20 protein-coding genes and 3 tRNA genes are annotated in these 20,836 nt (G+C 55.4%); 11 read left to right on the top strand and 12 right to left on the bottom strand.

Annotation, left to right across the window (positions count from 1 at the left end):
• Positions 1 to 668 (top strand): urea ABC transporter ATP-binding subunit UrtE (gene urtE, locus PMI17_RS05310; RefSeq protein ID WP_007886876.1); only part of this gene is annotated, 668 nt, incomplete at its 5' end.
• Positions 669 to 747: 79 nt separating this feature from the next.
• On the opposite strand, the gene PMI17_RS05305 is transcribed toward urtE, so the two are convergent.
• Genes PMI17_RS05305 through rbsK form a run of 3 tightly spaced genes read right to left on the bottom strand, consistent with a single transcriptional unit; the run spans position 748 to position 4,010 of the window.
• Entirely contained in the window at positions 748 to 1,761 is a 1,014-nt protein-coding gene (locus tag PMI17_RS05305) for an aldose 1-epimerase family protein (RefSeq protein WP_007886875.1), read from the bottom strand.
• The gene (gene fucP / locus PMI17_RS05300; protein ID WP_007886874.1) at positions 1,758 to 3,083 is read right to left on the bottom strand and encodes an L-fucose:H+ symporter permease; all 1,326 of its coding nucleotides are present in this window, start codon (positions 3,081 to 3,083) and stop codon (positions 1,758 to 1,760) included. The genes PMI17_RS05305 and fucP overlap by 4 nt, the downstream gene beginning before the upstream one ends.
• A 9-nt stretch (positions 3,084 to 3,092) precedes the next feature.
• The gene (rbsK, locus tag PMI17_RS05295) at positions 3,093 to 4,010 is read right to left on the bottom strand and encodes a ribokinase (protein WP_007886873.1); all 918 of its coding nucleotides are present in this window, start codon (positions 4,008 to 4,010) and stop codon (positions 3,093 to 3,095) included.
• 371 nt (positions 4,011 to 4,381) lie between these two features.
• Between rbsK and deoR the strand changes: the two genes are divergently transcribed.
• Entirely contained in the window at positions 4,382 to 5,146 is a 765-nt protein-coding gene (deoR, locus tag PMI17_RS05290) for a DNA-binding transcriptional repressor DeoR (RefSeq protein WP_007886872.1), read from the top strand.
• 307 nt (positions 5,147 to 5,453) lie between these two features.
• Entirely contained in the window at positions 5,454 to 7,121 is a 1,668-nt protein-coding gene (gene ettA / locus PMI17_RS05285) for an energy-dependent translational throttle protein EttA (RefSeq protein WP_008101764.1), read from the top strand.
• 49 nt (positions 7,122 to 7,170) lie between these two features.
• On the opposite strand, the gene nadR is transcribed toward ettA, so the two are convergent.
• The 3 genes from nadR to serB form a co-directional block, all read right to left on the bottom strand.
• Positions 7,171 to 8,397, bottom strand: a complete 1,227-nt coding sequence (gene nadR, locus PMI17_RS05280) for a multifunctional transcriptional regulator/nicotinamide-nucleotide adenylyltransferase/ribosylnicotinamide kinase NadR (RefSeq protein ID WP_007886868.1) — start codon at positions 8,395 to 8,397, stop codon at positions 7,171 to 7,173.
• A gap of 105 nt (positions 8,398 to 8,502) precedes the next feature.
• Entirely contained in the window at positions 8,503 to 9,888 is a 1,386-nt protein-coding gene (radA, locus tag PMI17_RS05275) for a DNA repair protein RadA (protein WP_007886867.1), read from the bottom strand.
• Positions 9,889 to 9,901: 13 nt separating this feature from the next.
• A complete protein-coding gene (serB, locus tag PMI17_RS05270) occupies positions 9,902 to 10,879 on the bottom strand; it encodes a phosphoserine phosphatase (protein ID WP_007886866.1) in 978 nt (325 codons plus the stop codon).
• 107 nt (positions 10,880 to 10,986) lie between these two features.
• On the opposite strand from serB, the gene PMI17_RS05265 reads away from it, so the two are divergent.
• Positions 10,987 to 11,661 carry a YtjB family periplasmic protein gene (locus tag PMI17_RS05265; RefSeq protein ID WP_007886865.1) on the top strand — a complete coding sequence of 225 codons (675 nt, stop codon included), beginning with the start codon at positions 10,987 to 10,989 and terminating at the stop codon, positions 11,659 to 11,661.
• On the opposite strand, the gene yjjJ is transcribed toward PMI17_RS05265, so the two are convergent.
• From yjjJ to PMI17_RS05245, 4 genes are all read right to left on the bottom strand, one after another.
• Entirely contained in the window at positions 11,658 to 12,980 is a 1,323-nt protein-coding gene (gene yjjJ / locus PMI17_RS05260) for a type II toxin-antitoxin system HipA family toxin YjjJ (protein WP_007886859.1), read from the bottom strand. The genes PMI17_RS05265 and yjjJ overlap by 4 nt on opposite strands.
• 120 nt (positions 12,981 to 13,100) lie before the next feature.
• Positions 13,101 to 13,784 carry a pyrimidine 5'-nucleotidase gene (gene yjjG / locus PMI17_RS05255; protein ID WP_007886857.1) on the bottom strand — a complete coding sequence of 228 codons (684 nt, stop codon included), beginning with the start codon at positions 13,782 to 13,784 and terminating at the stop codon, positions 13,101 to 13,103.
• 8 nt (positions 13,785 to 13,792) lie between these two features.
• Positions 13,793 to 14,233, bottom strand: coding sequence for a ribosomal protein S18-alanine N-acetyltransferase (gene rimI, locus PMI17_RS05250; RefSeq protein ID WP_007886855.1), 441 nt, complete (start codon positions 14,231 to 14,233; stop codon positions 13,793 to 13,795).
• Entirely contained in the window at positions 14,205 to 14,615 is a 411-nt protein-coding gene (locus PMI17_RS05245) for a DNA polymerase III subunit psi (protein ID WP_036620286.1), read from the bottom strand. The genes rimI and PMI17_RS05245 overlap by 29 nt, the downstream gene beginning before the upstream one ends.
• A 232-nt stretch (positions 14,616 to 14,847) precedes the next feature.
• Here PMI17_RS05245 and rsmC point away from each other — a divergent pair, with 232 nt between their 5' ends.
• The 4 genes from rsmC (at position 14,848) to PMI17_RS05225 (ending at position 16,347) form a co-directional block, all read left to right on the top strand.
• The gene (gene rsmC / locus PMI17_RS05240; protein ID WP_007886850.1) at positions 14,848 to 15,879 is read left to right on the top strand and encodes a 16S rRNA (guanine(1207)-N(2))-methyltransferase RsmC; all 1,032 of its coding nucleotides are present in this window, start codon (positions 14,848 to 14,850) and stop codon (positions 15,877 to 15,879) included.
• Between the two features lie 142 nt (positions 15,880 to 16,021).
• Positions 16,022 to 16,108, top strand: a tRNA-Leu gene (locus PMI17_RS05235).
• Positions 16,109 to 16,144: 36 nt separating this feature from the next.
• A tRNA-Leu gene (locus PMI17_RS05230) sits at positions 16,145 to 16,231 on the top strand.
• A gap of 29 nt (positions 16,232 to 16,260) precedes the next feature.
• Positions 16,261 to 16,347 (top strand) — tRNA-Leu (locus tag PMI17_RS05225).
• Between the two features lie 93 nt (positions 16,348 to 16,440).
• Here the strand turns inward: PMI17_RS05225 and PMI17_RS05220 are convergent.
• On the bottom strand, positions 16,441 to 16,725 hold the full coding sequence (locus tag PMI17_RS05220; RefSeq protein ID WP_007886848.1) for a DUF1435 domain-containing protein: 285 nt from the start codon (positions 16,723 to 16,725) through the stop codon (positions 16,441 to 16,443).
• A 222-nt stretch (positions 16,726 to 16,947) separates the two neighbouring features.
• Between PMI17_RS05220 and PMI17_RS05215 the strand changes: the two genes are divergently transcribed.
• The 3 genes from PMI17_RS05215 (at position 16,948) to PMI17_RS05205 (ending at position 19,487) form a co-directional block, all read left to right on the top strand.
• The gene (locus tag PMI17_RS05215; RefSeq protein ID WP_007886838.1) at positions 16,948 to 18,042 is read left to right on the top strand and encodes a diguanylate cyclase; all 1,095 of its coding nucleotides are present in this window, start codon (positions 16,948 to 16,950) and stop codon (positions 18,040 to 18,042) included.
• 90 nt (positions 18,043 to 18,132) lie between these two features.
• The gene (fhuF, locus tag PMI17_RS05210) at positions 18,133 to 18,927 is read left to right on the top strand and encodes a siderophore-iron reductase FhuF (RefSeq protein WP_007886835.1); all 795 of its coding nucleotides are present in this window, start codon (positions 18,133 to 18,135) and stop codon (positions 18,925 to 18,927) included.
• Positions 18,928 to 19,022: 95 nt separating this feature from the next.
• Positions 19,023 to 19,487 (top strand): YbaK/EbsC family protein, encoded by a 465-nt coding sequence (locus PMI17_RS05205; protein ID WP_007886828.1) that lies wholly within the window; start codon positions 19,023 to 19,025, stop codon positions 19,485 to 19,487.
• Here the strand turns inward: PMI17_RS05205 and PMI17_RS05200 are convergent.
• Positions 19,484 to 20,704: an MFS transporter gene (locus tag PMI17_RS05200; protein WP_007886826.1), complete on the bottom strand. Its 1,221-nt coding sequence runs from the start codon at positions 20,702 to 20,704 to the stop codon at positions 19,484 to 19,486. The genes PMI17_RS05205 and PMI17_RS05200 overlap by 4 nt on opposite strands.
• Between the last annotated feature and the right edge of the window lie 132 nt (positions 20,705 to 20,836).

The raw sequence follows: 20,836 nt of genomic DNA, 5'->3' as shown, positions 1-20,836 counted from the left end.
CCGGCGCCAGCCACATTCTGCGCGGCCTGTCGTTTGAGACGAAACCGGGTGAAATCACCTGCCTGCTGGGACGCAACGGCGTGGGAAAAACCACGTTGTTGAAGTGTTTGATGGGGCTAATTCCGGCCAAATCCGGCGAGATTCGCTGGCAGGACAAAGTGATTAACGGCCGTAAACCGCACCAGCGCGTGCAGGCTGGCATCGCTTATGTGCCGCAGGGGCGTGAAATCTTCCCGCGTCTGACGGTGGAAGAAAATCTGCTGATGGGGCTGGCGCGCTTTTCCGGCGCGCAGGCCAAAGCGGTGCCGGAGGAGATCTACCAGCTGTTCCCGGTGCTGCGTGAGATGAAAGCACGACGCGGCGGCGATTTGTCGGGCGGTCAACAGCAGCAACTCGCGATTGGCCGCGCCCTCGCCTGTTCACCAAAGCTGTTGATCCTTGATGAACCCACCGAAGGGATTCAGCCCTCGGTGATCAAGGAGATCGGCGCGGTGATTCGCCAACTGGCGCAGCGCGGTGATATGGCGATCCTGCTCGTCGAGCAGTTTTACGATTTCGCCGCCGAGCTGGCCGACAGCTATCTGGTGATGTCACGCGGTGAGATCGTGCAGCGCGGTGCCGGATCAAGCATGGAAGCCGACGGCGTGCGGGGATTGGTGGCGATTTGATTGCGCCGTTTATTCGTAGGGTGCGCATTTATGCGCACCTGGAAATCTGGTCGCCATAAATGGCGACCCTACGGTTTAGTTACAAAATGCCGGTCTCGACGCTGAAATGGCGCTGCTCGCCGGGTGCCAGTTCAATCAACGTTCCCGCGCGCTGCGCCGCCTTAAATCCTTCCGGGCGGCAGGTTGCTGGCAGCACATAGGCCGCGACCTGCTGATCGCGGTTATGCAACAGCCAGCGCGTGGCGTGCGGAAACTGCTGACTGGAGAAGCGCGTCATCAGGGCAAAACCCTGCGGCGAGTGCAGCTCGAACTGCACCTCATCGCCATACTGCTGCAGATCGTCAGCGAAGAACACGATCTCTGGATCGCACATCTCCGGCTGATCCAATGGCTGAAACGCCTGTGGATCGGCAGCCAGCCGATCGGTATAAGCGCGCCACTGCGGCGTTGGCTTCACGTGTGCCGGGATCGAGGTGCGCAGCTGGAACGCATCCGTCGGGATCGACTGCTGGAAACGTCCCTGCTCAACCCACGCGCTGTTGAGATGGCACATGTACTGCAGCGGCATCGGCGCACCGGCCAGATTAGTGACGTTCATCTCAATGTGCAGCCTTGCCGCATCGGCCTCAAGCCGCACCGCAGGCGCGGCAAGATAGTGATGGCCGAAGCCCTTCACATACTCGGTTTCGCCCTCCAGCGATAGGCGATCGTGTTCCAATACAATCCACGCGCTGTCCATGCGCGCGCAGGCCATTTCGCCATGCAGCGGATGGTCATCCTCGGCGGCCGGGCAGCCGTTGGCCAGCAGTCCGGAGTGGAAAGCAAAACAGCCGTAGGTATCAATTATCGAACTGCCGAGCAGCGGCTGCTTAAAGCTGTGGCCCATGGTCAGCGCATGGCCATCAAAGTTGGCGTCCCACACCATCTGGCCGTAAAACGGCAGCACGATCACCGTGCCGCGTGGGTTGCTGATGCGCACCGCTTCGACGCCCGCTGGGTAGCGAAACAGCTCGACGTGGAACGTCTCGTTGCGCAGCAGCGTGCTCGGCGTGGCATGGAACTGTTCCCGACGTAACGGCAAACGGGTTTTCATGGCATCTCCTCGACTAAACGACCAGCCGCTTCAGCCTGCTTTTTATGGCGCAGTTCGCCCCAGAAGAAGTAACCCACCCAGGCAAAGCACAGCAGCGAAACGCCAAACGCCAGCTGCATCGATCCCAAATGATCGGAGACGAAGCCCTGCAGCGCCGGAATGAAAGCAGCACCCACAATCGACATCACGATAAATGCGCCCGCCACTTCGGTGTATTTGTTATCGACGGTCGCCAGCGTACCGGCATAGATGGTCGCCCAGCAGGGCCCAAACAGCGCGCTGACAAAGATCGCGGCATACACGGCGGTAAAGTTCGGCACAAACATCACCCATGCCAGCGTGATCACACCGAGCACCGAGTAGGCAATTAACACTTTTTCCGCCCGGAAACGCGTCATCAGGAAGTTGGCAACAAACTTACCGATGAAGAAGCCGATAAAGCTATAAATCATAAAGTTAGAAGCATGGCGCTCATTGGTTGCGCCGAGCGTTAGCGCCAGACGAATGGTGAACGACCACACCGCCACCTGCATACCGACATACAGGAACTGCGCGACGATGCCGCGTTTAAAGTGACGATTGGTCGCCAGATAGCGGAAGGTCTCGCCCAGCGACGGCAAGGATTTCCCGCTGCTTTCCGGCTTACAGCGCGGATAGCGGGTGAACAGGAACAGCAGCATCACTACCACCAGCACCATGACCAGATATTTGTACGGTTCCAGCGTGTGTTCCAGCATGGTGAGACGGAACGCGTGCGCCTGTTCAGCGTTCATGCCGGCCAGCTGGCTTTCCAGACTGTCACCCTCCTGGAACACCAGATATTTGCCCAGCACGATGCCCATTAAGGCGCCAACCGGATAGAACGTCTGGCTGATGTTGAGCCGCAGCGTGGCGTGATCGCGATGTCCAATCATTGAGCTATAGGTATTCGCAGCGGTTTCGAGGAAGCTCAACCCAATAGCGATAGCAAAAATCGCCGCGAGGAACATGGTGTAGGTCGCCATGTGTGAAGCCGGATAGAACAGCACGCAGCCGACGATATACAGCGCCAGCCCCATCAATATCGCCAGTTTGTAGCTGGCTTTGCGGATCACCAGCGAAGCCGGGATGGCGATCAGGAAGTAGCCGCCGTAAAACGCACTCTGCACCAGCGCACTGGCGAAATCGCTCAACGCGAATACGCTTTTGAACTGGGTGATCAGAATGTCGTTCAGACTCGCCGCACAACCCCACAACGGGAACAGGCACGAGAGCAAAATGAACTGGAACAGCGGCGTTTTATTCAAATAACCATCAGGTTGCTGAACAATGCTCGGTTGCATAACTCGACCTCAATTAACGTTGAGGAAACGCTGGAAGGTTTCCGCGTCGGGATAGGAGCGCTGCGTGCCGCGACCGGTCACGCTGCAGGCGGCATAGGCGGAGGCTTGCGCCATCGCGCCCGCAATATCACCGGTTTTTACCAGCTGGTGAGCGAAGCAGCCGATAAAAGCATCGCCCGCACCGCTGGTGTCGACGGCTTTTACCGCCGTAGGTGCAACGTGGTGCAGCTGGTCGCCAGACATCCACAGCGAACCGCGTCCGCCGAGCGTGATGATCAGGTTTTTCAGCCCGCGATTCAGCAACGATTGCCCCGCCAGCTGCACCTCTTCATCGCTGTTAACCGGCATGCCGGTCAGGATCTCCAGCTCGGTTTCGTTCGGCATGAAAAAGTCGCATTTGCAAGCGTAGTCGATGTCCAGATTAGCCACGGCAGGCGCCGGATTGAGGATCACTTTGATGTCGTGCTGGCGGGCAAAATCAATGGCGTAATAGACCGTTTCCAGCGGGATCTCCAACTGCAGGATGATCAGTCGACAGCTTTTCAGTGCGTCGGCAGCGGTATCAATATCCGCCGGTTTCAGCTGCTGATTGGCGCCTTTAATGATCAAAATGCGGTTCTGTGATTGATCGTCAACGAAAATCGGCGCCACGCCGCTCGAGGTGCCGGGCGCGGTGGTGACAAAACGCGTATCGACGCCTTGCTGTTGCAGGTTGGCCACGGTGTTGGGTGCAAACAGGTCGTCGCCCACTTTGCTGACCATCATCACGCTGCCGCCCAACTTCGCTGCGGCCACTGCCTGATTAGCACCTTTGCCGCCACAGCCGATGGCGAAGTCAGGCGCTTCCAGCGTTTCGCCCGCTTTAGGCAACTGATTGGTATAGGTAATGAGGTCGACCATGTTCGACCCAATAACCGCGATGTCCATTGTGCTCTCCTGGTGAATTTTTAATTTTACAATGTTATAAAAATCACAATATCAGGTTAATAAAGTTAATTATGTGATAAATTTCACACCTATAAGCGCTGATAAAAAGCCGTCCTCACGCCACTTATTCATGATAAAGAATGTTATTATTCTAACATTGCAACATCATTGAGCACGCCGTCTGGCGCTGAGCGCAGCGGCGGGATTGAAACAAAATGGCGGGATGGCGTGGCGTTTGCGGGCCGATCTCATTACAGGTAAGATTGAAAACCGGCCTGCTGAATACGTCGCAAATCATTAAAATCTGTGAGATTTATCGTGATTTTTGACCAGGCAACTTCGACTTCAGGATTAATTACGCAGAGATGATCATGGAAACCCGGCGCGACGAACGTATTCACAAATTAGCTCAGGCGCTAAAACGCACCGATAAACTGCACCTGAAAGATGCGGCACAGTTGCTGGGCGTGTCGGAAATGACCATCCGCCGCGATCTTACCGAACCGGCCTCAACGGTGGTGCTGCTTGGCGGCTATATCGTTAGCGATCCTAAAAGCCATGCCGGACACTATTTCATCTCCGATCAGCACGGACAGAACGCCGCACGTAAACAGCGCCTGGCGCAGGCTGCAGCGGATCTGATCGGTGAAAATGACACGGTGTTTTTTGATTGCGGCACCACGCTGCCCTACATCGTCGATGCGATCCCCGATACCTTGCCGTTCACCGCGATTTGTTGCGCGATGAACACCTTCCTGGCGCTGAAGGAGAAACCGGCCTGCAACGTGATCCTCAGCGGTGGCGAATTCCATGCCGATAACGCGCTGTTCACGCCGATTGGCGCGCATTCGATCCTCGACGATCTCTGCCCGACGCTGGCCTTTATTTCGGCGGCGGGTATCGATCAGGAGCAGGGTGCCACCTGCTATAACATCAATGAACTGGCGATGAAGCACCATGCGATGCTGCGCGCCCGTCAGCGCGTGCTGGTGGCAGACAGCAGCAAGTTCGGCAAAGTGCTGCCGGCACGGATTGGCGACCTGCGCGGTTTTGATTTGCTGGTGAGCGACAGCGCACCGGAACCGGCGCTGAAGAACTGGCTGGCGCAACATAACATCCCACTGCGCCTGCCATAAGATCATAGTTCCTGTATTTTCAATAATCGGCTCACGATCCATACCCTAAATAATTCGAGCTGCAGCAAGGCGGCAAGTAGGTTCATCCCCAGGAGCATACATAAGTATGTGACTGGGGTGGACACACGCAGCCAACGCCGCTGCAGCTCGAAGTATGACGGGTATGAATATAAGTATGTGACTGGGGTGGACACACGTAGCCAACGCCACTGCAGCTCGAAGTATGACGGGTATGAATAAAGGGGGAAAACGGCTAAACTTCTGCATCAGTAGTCCACCACTCACAGACCAAAAGGCTCAATACAACGTGGCTCAATTCGTCTATAGCATGCATCGCGTCGGCAAAGTCGTTCCGCCGAAGCGTCACATCCTGAAGAATATTTCACTTAGCTTCTTCCCTGGAGCAAAAATCGGCGTCCTCGGCCTGAACGGTTCGGGTAAATCGACGCTGCTGCGCATCATGGCCGGTATCGATACCGATATCGAAGGGGAAGCACGCCCACAGCCGGGCATCAATGTTGGCTATCTGCCGCAGGAACCGCAGCTCAACCCGGAACACACCGTGCGTGAATCCGTGGAAGAAGCGGTTTCCGAAGTGGTGGGTGCGCTGAAGCGCCTTGACGAGGTTTATGCGCTGTATGCCGATCCGGATGCCGATTTCGACAAGCTAGCCGCCGAACAGGGTCGTCTGGAAGAAGTGATCCAGGCGCACGACGGTCATAACCTCGATACGCAGCTGAACCGTGCGGCAGATGCGATGCGTCTGCCGGATTGGGATGCCAAAATTGCGACTCTCTCGGGTGGTGAACGCCGCCGCGTCGCGCTGTGCCGTCTGCTGCTGGAAAAGCCAGACATGCTGCTGCTCGACGAACCGACTAACCACCTGGATGCGGAATCCGTGGCGTGGCTTGAGCGCTTCCTGCACGACTTCGAAGGTACCGTTGTGGCGATCACGCACGACCGTTACTTCCTCGATAACGTCGCTGGCTGGATTCTGGAACTGGACCGCGGCGAAGGTATTCCGTGGGAAGGTAACTACTCTTCCTGGCTGGAGCAAAAAGATCAGCGTCTGGCGCAGGAAGCCTCTTCTGAAGCCGCTCGTCGCAAATCGATTGAGAAAGAGCTGGAGTGGGTGCGTCAAGGCGCGAAGGGCCGTCAGTCTAAGGGCAAAGCCCGTCTGGCACGCTTTGAAGAGCTGAACAACACCGATTACCAGAAGCGTAACGAAACCAACGAACTCTTCATTCCACCGGGTGCGCGCCTTGGCGACAAAGTGCTGGAAGTGACCAATCTGAAGAAATCGTATGGCGATCGCGTACTGATCGACGATCTGACTTTCTCGGTACCGAAAGGCGCGATTGTCGGCATTATCGGTCCGAACGGCGCGGGTAAATCGACCCTGTTCCGCATGATGTCAGGTCAGGAGCAACCGGATTCCGGCACCATCGAGCTGGGCGAAACCGTCAAGCTGGCGTCAGTGGATCAGTTCCGTGACGCGATGGACAATTCCAAAACCGTGTTTGAAGAAGTTTCTGGCGGCCAGGACATCATGCGCGTGGGCAACACCGAGATGCCAAGCCGTGCTTACGTTGGTCGCTTCAACTTCAAAGGCACCGATCAGGGCAAACGCGTGGGTGAGCTGTCAGGCGGTGAACGCGGTCGTCTGCACCTCGCGAAACTGCTGCAAGTGGGCGGCAACCTGCTGCTGCTCGATGAACCGACCAACGACCTCGACATCGAAACCCTGCGCGCGCTGGAAAACGCCCTGCTGGAATTCCCAGGCTGTGCCATGGTGATCTCGCATGACCGTTGGTTCCTTGACCGTATCGCCACGCACATCATCGATTACCAGGATGAAGGCAAGGTGGAGTTCTTCGAAGGTAACTTTACCGAGTACGAAGAGTACAAGAAACGCACCCTCGGCGCCGACGCGCTGGAGCCAAAGCGTATCAAGTACAAGCGTATGACCAAGTAATTGTTATAACGTGAAAAAGGCGCCGACTGGCGCCTTTTTTATTGCTGAATTAGCTACCTAACATCTGCTTCACCAACTCCACACAGCGCAGGAATCGCGCATCGTAGTCATCCTCTTTAACGTGGACAAACTCGATATTATTTTCGCGTAGCATGGTGACCAGCATGGTCTGGAATTCACGGCGATCCATTGAGCTGCCGAGGCTGCGTAAACCATCCGCCACCCACGGCACGTTGTTCTCCAGCAGAATCACCAGATCGAAACGGTACTCATCAATTAACGCCTGCACAAACGGATGCTCGCGCCCTTCATACTTAAGGCAAAATGCCTGCGTGGTAATGAAATCGGTATCGATAAAGGCGACTTTGCTGGCGTATTTCACCGCGAAATCGATGTACTGCGCCTGTCCCAGCGCGATTTTGTCGTAGTCGGAATATTGCAGCGCCATCTCATCGCCGCCGAGGTGCGAGAAGACATAGTCGCGGCCATATTCCCACGCGCTGGTGGTATTGAAGATGTTGGCCAGCTTATTCACCAGCGTTGATTTACCGCTCGATTCACCGCCCAACACCGCTACGGTGCGCACGAAGAACGGCTTCACTTCGGTAGGAATATATTCCCAGTAGCGGAACGGATCCTGACGAATCTGGCCGCCGCTGATGTTCATAAACGATCGGTTGGGATCGACAACCACCGCCGGAATGCCGAGGTGCTGCTCATACATCGCGGCATCAGGCTCTTCACTGGTGTAAACACAATTCGGCTCAATGCCCTGCTCAGCCAGAAACGTTTTAACGCCGCCGCTCCACACATCCCAGCCGTGCGGATAAGGTTCGATGCCCTCTTCGTTGAATGAGTGAATACGGATGTTTTTCTGATATTTGAAGGTTTGCAGCAGCCAGCGTAAACGATCGCTGATGGTCGGCTGCTGCGACATGGCGCTGTTTTCAAACAGTTCACGATCGCGCGGATCGTCGTGACCCATGATGATGTGCAGTTCATCCACCTGGCTGCAGGCGCGTTGGATCAAATAGATGTGACCGGTGTGCAGCGGATAAAATTTACCGAACACCACGCCAACGGTTTTGTCACGGCGCGGAAATTCCAGGCCCAGAAAACGGTGCAATGCTTCCAGCTTCTGCGCACTGGGGCTTTTAATTTTGGCGTTGAGCAGCTGGCTTAAGTAGCCTTTGGTCATTCCGCTGGCGTCGGCAACCTGCTGCAGCGTGTGGCCTTGCTGGCGAATGGCTGTTTTCAGGTAGTCAAACGATGACATTTAGTGCCTCCTGCGTGGAATAAAGGGCGGTGCGGCCTTTAAGACGGTGCGCATAAATGCGCACCCTACGAACGTAGGGTCGGCATTTATGCCGACCGGGGAAAATTACAGCTCATCCAGAATCGCCAGCGCATCCGCCAGCTTCTTCGCGCTATACACCTTCATCCCTTCTACCGGCTTCTTCGGTGCATTGCCGGCCGGGACGATAGCGCGCTTAAAGCCGTGCTTCGCCGCTTCGGAAATACGCTCCTGACCACTCGGCACCGGACGAATTTCGCCCGCGAGGCCCACTTCGCCAAAGATAACCAGATCCTGCGGCAGCGGACGATCGCGGAAGCTCGAGACCATCGCCATCAGCAGCGCCAAATCGACGCTGGTTTCGGTGACTTTCACCCCGCCAACCACGTTGACGAACACGTCCTGATCCGCCATCTGCAAACCACCGTGGCGATGCAGCACCGCGAGTAAGATTGCCAGGCGATTCTGCTCCAGACCTACCGCAACGCGGCGCGGATTACCCATCATTGAGTGATCGACCAGCGCCTGAATCTCCACCAGCAGCGGACGCGTTCCTTCCCACAACACCATCACCGAACTGCCCGAGGTGATCTCATCACCGCGTGACAGGAAGATAGCCGACGGATTGCTCACTTCGCGCATGCCCTGCTCGGTCATGGCGAACACGCCGAGCTCATTCACCGCACCGAAGCGGTTTTTGTGGCTGCGCAAGGTGCGGAAACGCGAATCGGCATCACCATCCAGCATCACCGAACAGTCGATACAGTGTTCCAGTACTTTCGGACCGGCCAGCGAGCCATCTTTGGTGACATGGCCGACCATAATGATTGCCACGCCGCGCGTCTTGGCGAAGCGCGTTAGGTACGCGGCGGTTTCACGCACCTGCGCCACGCTGCCCGGCGACGACTGGATCTCCGCCATGTGCATCACCTGGATTGAGTCGATCACCATCAGTTTCGGCTGCTCCTGCTCGGCGATCAGGCAGATCTGCTCAATGCTGGTTTCCGACAACATATTCAGATTTTCGGTCGGCAATCCCAGACGATGGGCGCGCATCGCCACCTGTTGCAGCGACTCTTCGCCAGTGACGTACAGGGTTTTCATCCCTTCCGCCAGCTTGCACATCACCTGCAGCAGCAGCGTCGATTTACCGGCACCCGGATTACCGCCAATCAAGATGGCGCTGCCCGGCACTACGCCGCCGCCCAGTACGCGGTCGAACTCTTTGAAACTGGTAGAGAAACGTGGCAGCGCTTCAAGACTGATCTCCGACAGCTTCTGCACGCGGCTAACGCCCGCGTTGCCGCCGGCATAACCGCTCAGACGCTCGTTACGCGCTGCCGCAGGCGAGGCGGCAATGCGCACCTCGGTGATGGTGTTCCATGCGTGGCAGGCGCTACATTGTCCCTGCCAGCGTGGATAATCAGCGCCGCATTCGTTACAAACGAAGGCGCGTTTTGCCGCTTTGGCCAAATCAAATCCTCAGTTAACGCTCTTCGTGAATCAGGCTGCCGGTCAGGATGCAGAACACCCCCATCAGGTCAGCATGGCGGATGATGATTTCCGTCTGCTCATTCACTTTAGGTTTAGCATGATAGGCGATACCCAGCGCCGCGGTTTTAATCATCGGCAGATCGTTAGCACCATCGCCAATCGCCACGGTTTGTTCCGGGGCGATGTCAAAGCGTTGGGCCAAATCATTCAGGGTATCGGCTTTAAATTGGGCATCGACAATCTGTCCCAGCACCTGGCCGGTCAGCTTGCCGTCGCGAATTTCCAGCTCATTAGCGACTGCTGCTGCCAGATGCAGCGTCTGGCGCAAATAGTCGGCGTAGAAGGTGAAGCCACCCGAGGCGATCGCTACCTGCCAGCCCAGCGCCTGCAGTTTCTGCACCAGCGTGGTTAAGCCTGGCATCAGCGGCAGCGCATCGCGCACCTGCATCAGAATATTGGCATCGGCGCCCGCTAAGGTGCCCACGCGCTCGCGCAGGCTGGCTTTGAAATCCAGCTCGCCGCGCATCGCGCGTTCGGTGACTTCCGCCACCTGCTCGCCGCAGCCCGCCAGTTTGGCGATCTCATCAATGCACTCAATCTGGATGGCGGTAGAATCCATGTCCATCACCAGTAAACCTGGCGTTTTCAGATGCGGAATTTTGCCGAGCGGTGCCACATCGAAACCGGCTTCATGCGCCAGTTTACTAGCACGCGGCGTCAGCGAACCGGCTAACCGTACCACCTGATACTCATCGACATTCCAGGCGCTGACGATCACCATCGCCGCACCGAGCTTGTGCTGATAATCGGTCAGTTTTTGTTTATCGAGTCCGCGCCCATACAGCAGCCAGCCAGTCCGACCAGCACGGTAATCCAGCGGCATGACTTCATCACCGCTGAGGGAAAGGGGTAAACCCGGCCAAAGTGAGACATCGGCGGGCAGATCGCACCAGGTAAGACGATTTGGCATTACAGCTCCTGTAGGGACAACAAAACCACGCAAGAGGCTACCTTGTCTGCGCGGGTTCTGGCAACATAATTGCCAGCCTTTCTGCTGTTACATCACACGGGTTTCTGATGGTCAAAACCGCACTGAAATTTCGCCTGCATCGCACGGTGATTGTTCTTATCTCGCTGGCTCTGTTAGTGGTGCTGATGCAAGGCGCATCCTGGTTTAGCCTCGGCCATCAAATGGCCCGCTCTGAACAAGTGGAAGAGCTGGCGCGCACCCTGACCAAACAGGTGGCGTTTAGCCTCAAACCGCTGATGGATAACAGCGACGATAACCGCACGCAGATTGCCGCGATCCTCAACCAAATGACCGACAACAGCCGCATTCTTGATGCCTCGGTTTACGCCGATGATGGCAGCCTGGTGGCGCACAGCGGTGAGAGCATTAACGTACGCGATCGCCTGTCGCTGGATGGCAAACGTGCTGGCAGCTACTTTAACCATCAAATTGTGCAGCCGCTGGAAGGCAAAGATGGCCCGCAAGGTTTTCTGCGTGTGACGCTGGATACTCACGTACTGGTGACGGAATCACGCCAGGTGGATAACACCACTAACATCCTGCGTCTGATGATGTTACTGGCGCTGGCCATCGGCATTATCCTGACGCGAACCCTGTTGCGCGACCGCCGCACCCGCTGGCAGCAATCGCCGTTCCTGCTGACGGCGAGCCGCACGGTGAAAGAGGATAAAGAGAAAGAGGAAGAAGAAGCGGCGGCATCAGAGACAGAAAAAGGGCGTTAAGCCATTTTGTGCAACGTCACCTGCATCGCCTCCAGTTGCTGTAATGCCTGCCCGGCGATGCTGCGGAAGTTCTCGCTGAACGCAGCATCATCTTCAATCGCCTGCCAGTAGGTTTTTGCCATCACGCTGGCTGCGCGCCATACCTCTGCGGGCAGCGTGAGGTCCGGCATCAATTTGACCTCATCGCGCATATGCCCCTGAGAATTGGGTGCCAGTGCCATTGGCAACATGTCGTAAGCGGGTGTCAGGCTGAAACGTTCATCATCAGTAAAAAATGACAGATTGCCCGCGTGCATATCACTATTGGCAATTAAGCGCCCAAATGCCCATTGCAATGTCCCACGCTCTACTGCTGCAGTATCAATACGCTGCTGATGCTGCAACTCACGCAATGCGCCGGGCCAAAATTGCTGCTGACCGATAAATTCAGCGCTTATCGCTTCGAGTGAACTCATGCAGCGACGACCGCGCTGAGTGACGCGATCAAAACGCTGCACCTCAAGAAATAATTGTCCTTCAGTGTCAATCAGTTGACTATGTGCGGCAGGTAACCCGGCTGCTTGCATATGTTGCAATGCGAGATGCTCAGCACGTAATAAATCACGCCAGCGTTCAGCATTTTCGCTTTGTCGTGCCACTGTGAATTTCACCAGACAATGGCGCTCGCCATTCGCCGTTGCGGCATAGCCAAGGAATTTGGGTTGTTCACCACCGGCAGAGGATCCCGGTTCATCACCACTCAGCGCCTGTTGAGCCATCTGCGGATAGCGCACGCTTTTTTGCGCTTCGCTGATGGCTTGCGGTGCGGGCTGTTGCAGCCAACGCTGATATGTTATGTCACCAACAATAAAAGCACCCGGCATATCAATCCCGCCGTTCGCCAGCGCCATCAGGCACTGCTCGTCACTCCAGAGACGAATATCGTCAGTCAGCCCGAGCTGTGACGCAAATTCCCGGCCCCATTGTCGGCCCAGAAAGCCTTGCGGACGCATCTCCTGCAGGAACCACGGTAAGCCATCGTAAAAGTGGCCTTGACCGTGCTGGTCCAGATGCAGACAACTGCCCTGCGGCCAGGTTGGTAACAGAGTGCCTGCGGACGTTGACTGGCCTTCAGCAGAAATGCGGTACAGCGGGAAACGGTTTTCACCACGGATAGGCCGCAGCAACGCATAACGTGTCGCACGCGCTTTACCCCATTTCACAATCTGCGGCTGCTGCCGCAGCTGGCGTGAAAGTGTAGCCTGGCTGATAGGCAATCGAGCCAGCAGATCCGCTGCGCTAAGCGGCCCTTCCAACAGCAAACTTTGTATATCAGCCATGGCCGTCACCTTGCCGAATGAATAGATTCGTGAATAGATTTATGCATAGATAATAACATAAAAAAAGCCCGCACAGCGGGCTTCTTAGCATCATCATGAGGTTAACGATGAATAGATATTTTAACCTTCAATAATTAACGCTTCCAGCTCAGCAAGCGTTTTTACCTGCCAGGTTGGCGTGATCTGTTCTGGTAACGGACGCGTGCCGTGATCGATCCAGCAGGTCTTCAGGCCAGCATTCATGCCGCCGAGAATGTCCGATTCCGGCGTATCGCCGACCATCAGTACGCGGCTGCGATCCGGGTTACCGAGCAAGGCCAGGGTATGATCAAAAATCGCCACGTCCGGTTTCGGCACGCCGACTTGCTCAGAAATCACCAGCGCATCGAAAACATCGCGGAATCCCGTGCGTTCCAGGCGCGCCTGCTGCAGCGCGGTGAACCCGTTGGTGATGATGGCAATCTTCACTTTGCCCTTCAGCGTCGCCAGCAAATGTGCAGCGCCCTCCAGCGGCAGGCAGATATCGGCCATCGCACTGAGAAAATCGCTGTTGAGCACTTCCGGTGCCACGCTAAGTTTTTCGCCCCACAAGGTGAAGCGACGCGTTTGCAGCTGCAGCGCCGAAATGGTGCCGTTCTGATAATCCACCCACAGCGGTTTGTTGATCGCCTGATAATCGCTGTAATCCTGCGCGCTGAACTGCACGTCATATTGCGCGAACATACGCTGTAAACCGGCATAAGCATCAAAATGGAAAAGCGTGTCGTCTGCATCAAACAGGATGCAGTCCCAATCGTTTAGCATGGTGCTCCTTAAAGCGTTAGCGCCATAATGATGGCATCTTCTCGTCCGCTGGCAGTGGGATAATAGTTAGGGCGTACGCTGACTTCGTGGAAATCCAACTGCTCATACAGGGCAATCGCCGCCGTATTTGAGGCGCGCACTTCCAGCCACAGCGTCATTACGTCGCGCTGCTCGAGCTCAGCAATCAGATGCTGCAACAGCTGGCGTGCATAGCCGCGACGCTGGAAGTCAGGATCTACCGCAATGTTGAACAGCGATGCTTCATCCAGCACCACTTGGGTGATGGCGAATCCGGCCAGCTTACCGTCGGACTCAATACGGTAATTCACAAAACGTTCGCCTTGATTGCTGGCAAACGTCTGTTCGCTCCACGGAAAGGCATGCGCGCGGCGCTCAATCGCCAGCAGCTGCGGCTGGTCTTCAGGGGTGACTAAAGAGATGGCTGTCATGGTTACACATCTGTTGCCACAGGGCGCGTTTTGCCGCGCCGCTGCTGATCAGTTCATTGAAAACGGCGGTGGTGAAAGTTATGCCGTTAAAGGGATGTTCGCTCTCGACGCCCAGCAGCCAGCCGGCGCAGTCAACCTGCTCCGGCAGCATTTGTAGCTGCTCTGGCGTCAACGCCATCACCTGCGCAGGTTGGATATTCAGCGCGCGCAGCACGTCGCGAATCAGCGGTTCTTGCAGCGTTGGCGCCTGTTCGGCCACCAAGACTAAACGCGTGTCGGGTAAAAGCGTGACGGCAATTTCCCCTTGCAGCACGCGCGGACGCCGCAGCTGATACTGCGTAATCCCCATTTGCTGTAGAAGCCAGTCGCGCCTTGTGCTCATGCTATTACCCGTTATGCTGCCAGAATGCGACGCTATGCTAGCAAACCCATCGAACATGCGCCAACAAAGCACCATACACAAAATAATTCGAGTTTCAGGAAGGCGGCAAACGAGTGAGGCCCGATGAGCTTACTTCAGGTAAGTGATTCGGGTAAGCGAGAGCAGCTAACGCACCTGTAACTTGAAGTATGACGTGTATATAATCGCCGCTCTGATTTAACAGGAGTGCTCCATGTCTGCTTTTACCCCGGCCAGCGAAGTGATTCTGCGCCACAGTGATGAATTTACCGCCCGCAACGTGTTGTTCGCTGGCGACCTGCAGGATGACCTGCCCGCCCAGCTAGAAACCGCGTCAAGCCGCGTGCATACCCAGCAATATCATCACTGGCAGAACCTTAGCCATCGCCTCGGTGAACGTGCGGTTTACAGCATGGTTGCCACGGCTGCAGATGTTGAAGGCTGCGATACGCTGGTCTATTACTGGTCGAAAAACAAACCCGAAGCGCAGTTCCAGCTGCAGAACCTGCTGTCACTGCTGCCGGTTGGCTGCGATATCTTCGTGGTGGGTGAAAACCGCAGCGGCGTGCGCAGCGCCGAAGGCATGCTGGAGGCGTGGGCGACGCTGGAGAAAGTCGACAGCGCGCGCCGTTGTGGCCTGTATCACGGTCGTCTCGACAAGCAGCCAGGCTTTGACGCCAGCGGCTACGGTAATACTTATCAGCTCGACGATCTCACCATCCACACTTTACCAGGCGTGTTCAGCCGCGATGGTCTGGACATCGGCAGCGATCTGCTGCTCTCCACGCTGACGCCGCACTTCCGTGGCAAAGTGTTGGATATCGGCTGTGGCAGCGGCGTGCTGGCGACCGTGATGGCCAAAGTGTCGCCGCGCGTGCGTTTGTGGCTGTGTGATGTCCATGCCGCCGCCATTGAAGCCAGTAAAGCGACGCTGGCGGCGAACGAACTCGAAGGTGAAGTGTTTGCCAGCAACGTGTTCTCTGACGTGACCGGCCGTTTTGACATGATCATCTCCAACCCGCCGTTCCACGATGGTCTGCAAACCAGCCTGGAAGCGGCCAACACGCTGATTCGCGGTGCGCTTAAGCATCTTAACAGCGGTGGCGAACTGCGTATCGTGGCCAACGCCTTCCTGCCCTATCCGCAGATTCTGGATGAAACCTTCGGCAACCACGAAGTGCTGGCGCAAACCGGCCGCTTCAAAGTGTACCGTGCCGTGTATGGTCGCGGTGCCAAAACGCGTTAATCCGCGATAATACCAGCGCGACGGCAGAAACGTTGCTTTTTACAGCGATCGTTTTGCCGTCGCGAAATATGTGTTGACGCAATGAGTAAAATCTCTAAAATGCGCCTCCGTGGTTAGCAATACTTTAGAGTGTTGTTAGTTTGCGATGGTGGCGGAATTGGTAGACGCGCTAGCTTCAGGTGTTAGTGTTCTTACGGACGTGAGGGTTCAAGTCCCTCCCTTCGCACCAAACTAATAATCACACAGTTTATATCGTACGCACTGAGCGATGGTGGCGGAATTGGTAGACGCGCTAGCTTCAGGTGTTAGTGTTCTTACGGACGTGAGGGTTCAAGTCCCTCCCTTCGCACCAATGCGATGATATAAACAGACAACTAAGATGCGATGGTGGCGGAATTGGTAGACGCGCTAGCTTCAGGTGTTAGTGTTCTTACGGACGTGAGGGTTCAAGTCCCTCCCTTCGCACCAACAGTTGTCACTCCTTCCCGGCAGTAAATTCCCAAAAAGATTTTTTCAACGAACTTCACGCTCTTAGCGTGATGTTGTCGTTTCTGCGATTTATCAGATAACGTGGAAATTGACCGATACCGCCGCCAATCCGCCTGCCAGCGCCAGGCATGAAGGCAGCAACAAATAGTGACGCAGGCGATGGTGAAACAGCATCACCACGGTCAGCAGCAGCGCTACGATCATCACCACGCGCCATTGGCTGAAACTCGGTTCCCATAACGCGAAAACCGGCATCGCTGCGCAAGGTAATAACACGCCCCACCCGCTGTCCAGACGTTTACCCATTATCCAGCTCACACCCCATAAGCCGCAGGCGGCCATCATCGCCATGATCATCGCGCAACCCTCAAATGATAAATATTCGTATTATCATATGATAATATTTCTCATCTTGCAGCGAATTTTTTATCACAAGCCATCCCGGATGACAGAATTACTGGAAAATGCTAAATTGCCGCCGATAACAATATCGCCAACACAACAATAACGTGCTCTCTATTCGGATATTATCTCTTCCGGGTAGCGCTTTGATATATCAGGGCTGTCACGAGAATAATAATGAAATTACAATCTTATGATGAGTTGAAACACAGTAAATATCGGCTGTCGCTGATGCTATTTTTGTTTCTCAATGTCGCCGTTTCGCTTTTTTGCCTGCTGCCGATTTTAGGCAGTGATAGCCCGGTGCGATCGCTGCCGGTGGCGCTGGTTGCGGGCTTCAGCAGCACGCTGCTGATTATTTGCTTAATGGCGCCAAAACAAAAATTACCGCTATTAAATCCTGTCGCTTTTATATTAGGGGCGCTGTGGGCATGGCATATTAACCACAGATATCATCTGGTTTTCTATTTTGATGGCAGCTTTCTCATTATCAGCTTGTTAAGCGTGTTCTTTATCAGCGCCATTGCCTTAAGTGATTATTTGATCGCATTTTGTTTACACATCACGCCACCGGTTTTAACCGTACTGTTATTGGATGATGGTCAGCATTTAATGATGATCTTATTCACGATTATGCTGCCGTTAATCGGTTTTTCACTGCACCATTTAATGCGTCGCCGCTTTGATACCTTTACCCGTCGTCTGGTGAGCCAGCTGTACGAGGAGAAAGAGAGTTTCAGCGATTTGAGCATGCTCGATCCGCTTACCGGTTTGTATAACCGCCGTGGGCTAAAAAATCGCCTCGATACCATTATGGAAAACCACGCGGGCAGCCACTTTGTGCTGCTGCTGGATATCGACCACTTCAAGGCTTACAACGACAATTACGGCCATGCGATGGGCGATCAGGCGCTGGCACGTGTCTCTGTGGCGATTCGCGATGCCGTGCGCTCGCGCGATGTCGTGACACGTTACGGAGGCGAAGAGTTTCTGGTGCTGATGACCAACGTCAACGCCTCAATTGCGATGAAGCTGGCGGAGCGGATTCGTCAGTACGTGGTGGATTTGGAAATTCCCCACCGCTTCAATGAGAAAGTCTCGACGCACGTCACCATCAGCGCCGGGATTGCGCCGATCTTTGCCGACGATTTTGACCAGGCGGTTGCCAACGCCGATCGCGCGCTGTATGTGGCGAAGAATCAAGGACGTAACACCATTCTGGCGTGGGAAGATTTGCCTGCGCGCTCGCAAGCAAGCTCCGAGCTGAAATAACGTTGTATCTGGCCGGTGCAGAAAAGTTGTGCAACAAACCGGGAACGATTATCATTTGTCTCTCGATTCCCGTTATCACTCAGGACCGGCATGGCCATCATCACGCGTCAGGATCATCGCTTCAGCGAGCATCCACTGATCTTTATGCAGAGCGATCGCAGTTTAGCGAGTGCGCTGGAAGATCTGATGCGCGAGCAACGTAGCTATATGCTCGACAACCTTAAGCTTGGCCAACCGGCACCCGCCGGAACGCTAACGCTTGCTGAGTGGTCAAATCCCATCAATTATCGTCGCCTGACGCAACGCTACAGCGACTATCTCTATCGCGATCACCCTGATATGCCGCAGGAAGCCAAGCCGCTGCAGTCGCTGTGGGCACAATGGTATTTTGGTCTATTGCTGCCGCCGCTGATGCTGGCACTGCTGCAGGAGCCGCGCGCGCTGAACTGCGCACCGCATCTGATTCACGTTGAGTTCCATGAGAACGGTCATCCCTGCGCCTTCTGGTTGGATGTGCAGGAAGATGAAGACGCACGCTACCTCAGTGCGCAGCAGCGCATCGATCGTTTAATTCAGCAATGCTTGATCCCGGCGGTCAACGGCATCACGCAGCATGGCGACATCAACGCCAAACTCATCTGGAACAACATGGGCTTTTCGTTTTACTGGTTCCTCGGTGAGCTGAAAAACCAACTGCCTGAACACACGGTGTTACAGCTGGAGCAGACGCTGTTTTTCACCAAATCCCTGCTGGATGGCAGCGATAACCCGCTGTATCGCACCATGATCCCACGCAATGGTGAAATGGAGCGGCGTAGCTGCTGCCAGCGCTACCGCATTCCAGACGTTGAACGCTGTGGTAACTGCACGTTAAAAGCGGTGTAGCGATCGCGCATTCTGTTACAGATTCTCCTTTTCTCCCGTTTACAGTTTTCCAGCCTTGTGGCAGTTTTTATGCTCTGTTTTTATCGGAGAAAAAAATGAGCCTGGAGTCGGTACGGCAATTCTTAGCCGAACATGCACCGGATATCGATATCATTGAGATGCCGGAAAGCACCGCCACCGTTGAGCTGGCCGCACGCGTTCATGGCGTTACGCCTGGGCAAATCGCCAAAACCTTATCGCTGAAAGTAAAGGATTCTATCGTGCTGATCGTGACGCGCGGCGATGCGCGTCTTGATAACCGCAAGCTAAAAGCCGCTCTCGGCGCGAAGGCGCGCATGTTAAGCGTGGATGAAGTGGTGAACTGGACCGGGCATCCGGTCGGCGGCGTCTGCCCGTTTGGGCTGGAAAATCCGCTGACCGTTTATTGCGATGTGTCGCTGCGCAGCTTCGACGAAGTGCTGCCGGCAGCGGGTTCGATTCACAGCGCGGTACGCATTGCGCCGCAGCGCATGGCAGAGCTCACTGCGGCAAAATGGATCGACGTCTGCGAGGCGCTCTAATGCGATTCGCGCGCGGCAGCACCGGATATTTCGATGCCGCGCGTCTCCCGACCGAACGCCACAAACACGCAAATCAGCACCGCTACCGTCCCGGCGACAATCGCCATCCCCAGACCATAGTTACCGCCGTGCGCCTCGGCAATGCGTGACTGCAACGTCGCATTGACAGAGGCGAGCAAATTCCCCAGCTGATAAACAAAGCCCGGCAGCACCGCACGCGCGTTGGCAGGCACCAGTTCGGTGAGATAGGTCGGCACCACACCCCACGCGCCCTGCACCATAAACTGCATCAGAAACGCGCCGATGCCGATCATCCACGAACCGCTCGAGAAAGCCCACAGCGGCAGCACCGGTAGCGCAAGGAATGAAGCCAGAATAATGGCTTTCTTGCGACCAATACGTTCCGACAGCGCACCAAAGGTGATCCCACCCAGCATCGCCGCAATATTGTAGCTAATGGCGATAATGCTGACGGTGTGCGGATCAAACTGATGCTGCACCTTTAGGAAGGTAGGATAGAGATCCTGGGTGCCGTGACTAAAGAAGTTAAAGCAGGCCATCAGCAGCACCATGTAAATGCAGAGTTTCCAGTGCTGACGGATAATCGGCAGTAACGCGGTGCTCTCTTTGCGCTCGCGCGCCGCCAGCCATACTGGCGATTCCGGCACTTTGAAATAGATGAACGGCAGCAGCAGAATCGGTAATGCGCCAATCAGGAACATCCCGCGCCAGCCAACCGTTTCGAAGAACAGACCGAAAATCACCGACGCCAGCAGATAACCGCACGGATAACCCGCCTGGAAAATGCCTGACATCAGGCCGCGCGAACGATCGGGAATAGTTTCCAGCGCCAGCGACGACGCCACGCCCCAAATCCCACCCATCGCTATGCCGTAAATCACGCGGAAACCGAGGAAAGCCGCGAAGCTCGGAGACCACGCAGACAGCAGCTCAAACAGCGAGAACATCACGATATTGAGCATCAGAATGGGTCGGCGACCATACTTTTCGGCCAGACGACCAAACAGTAACGCACCGATCGGGCGAACCGCGAGGGTAAGCATGATGGCCAGTGAAACATCGGAGACGCTGGTGTGAAAATACTGGGCGAGATCGCTAAGTACAAACACCAGAATAAAGAAGTCGAACGCATCCAGCGTCCAGCTCGCGAAACTGGCAAAAGCCACGTTGCGCTGGGTCGCAGTCCAGTTGAACATGTTGGTATCCTGTCTGATTAGCTTCCGGATCGTTGGCCGGATTTATTGTAAAAGTTACCGCGCGAATAATTTCACGGGTTACTAATATGTTAACCATTTGTATATAGCATGTCAGAAAGGCGGGTTGCGGCG

Source organism: Pantoea sp. GM01 (assembly GCF_000282675.1).
Taxonomy (GTDB): Bacteria; Pseudomonadota; Gammaproteobacteria; order Enterobacterales; family Enterobacteriaceae; genus Pantoea; species Pantoea nemavictus.
The sequence above is the reverse complement of the archived record's forward strand: the minus strand, read 5'-3'. Positions and strand labels throughout refer to the sequence as shown.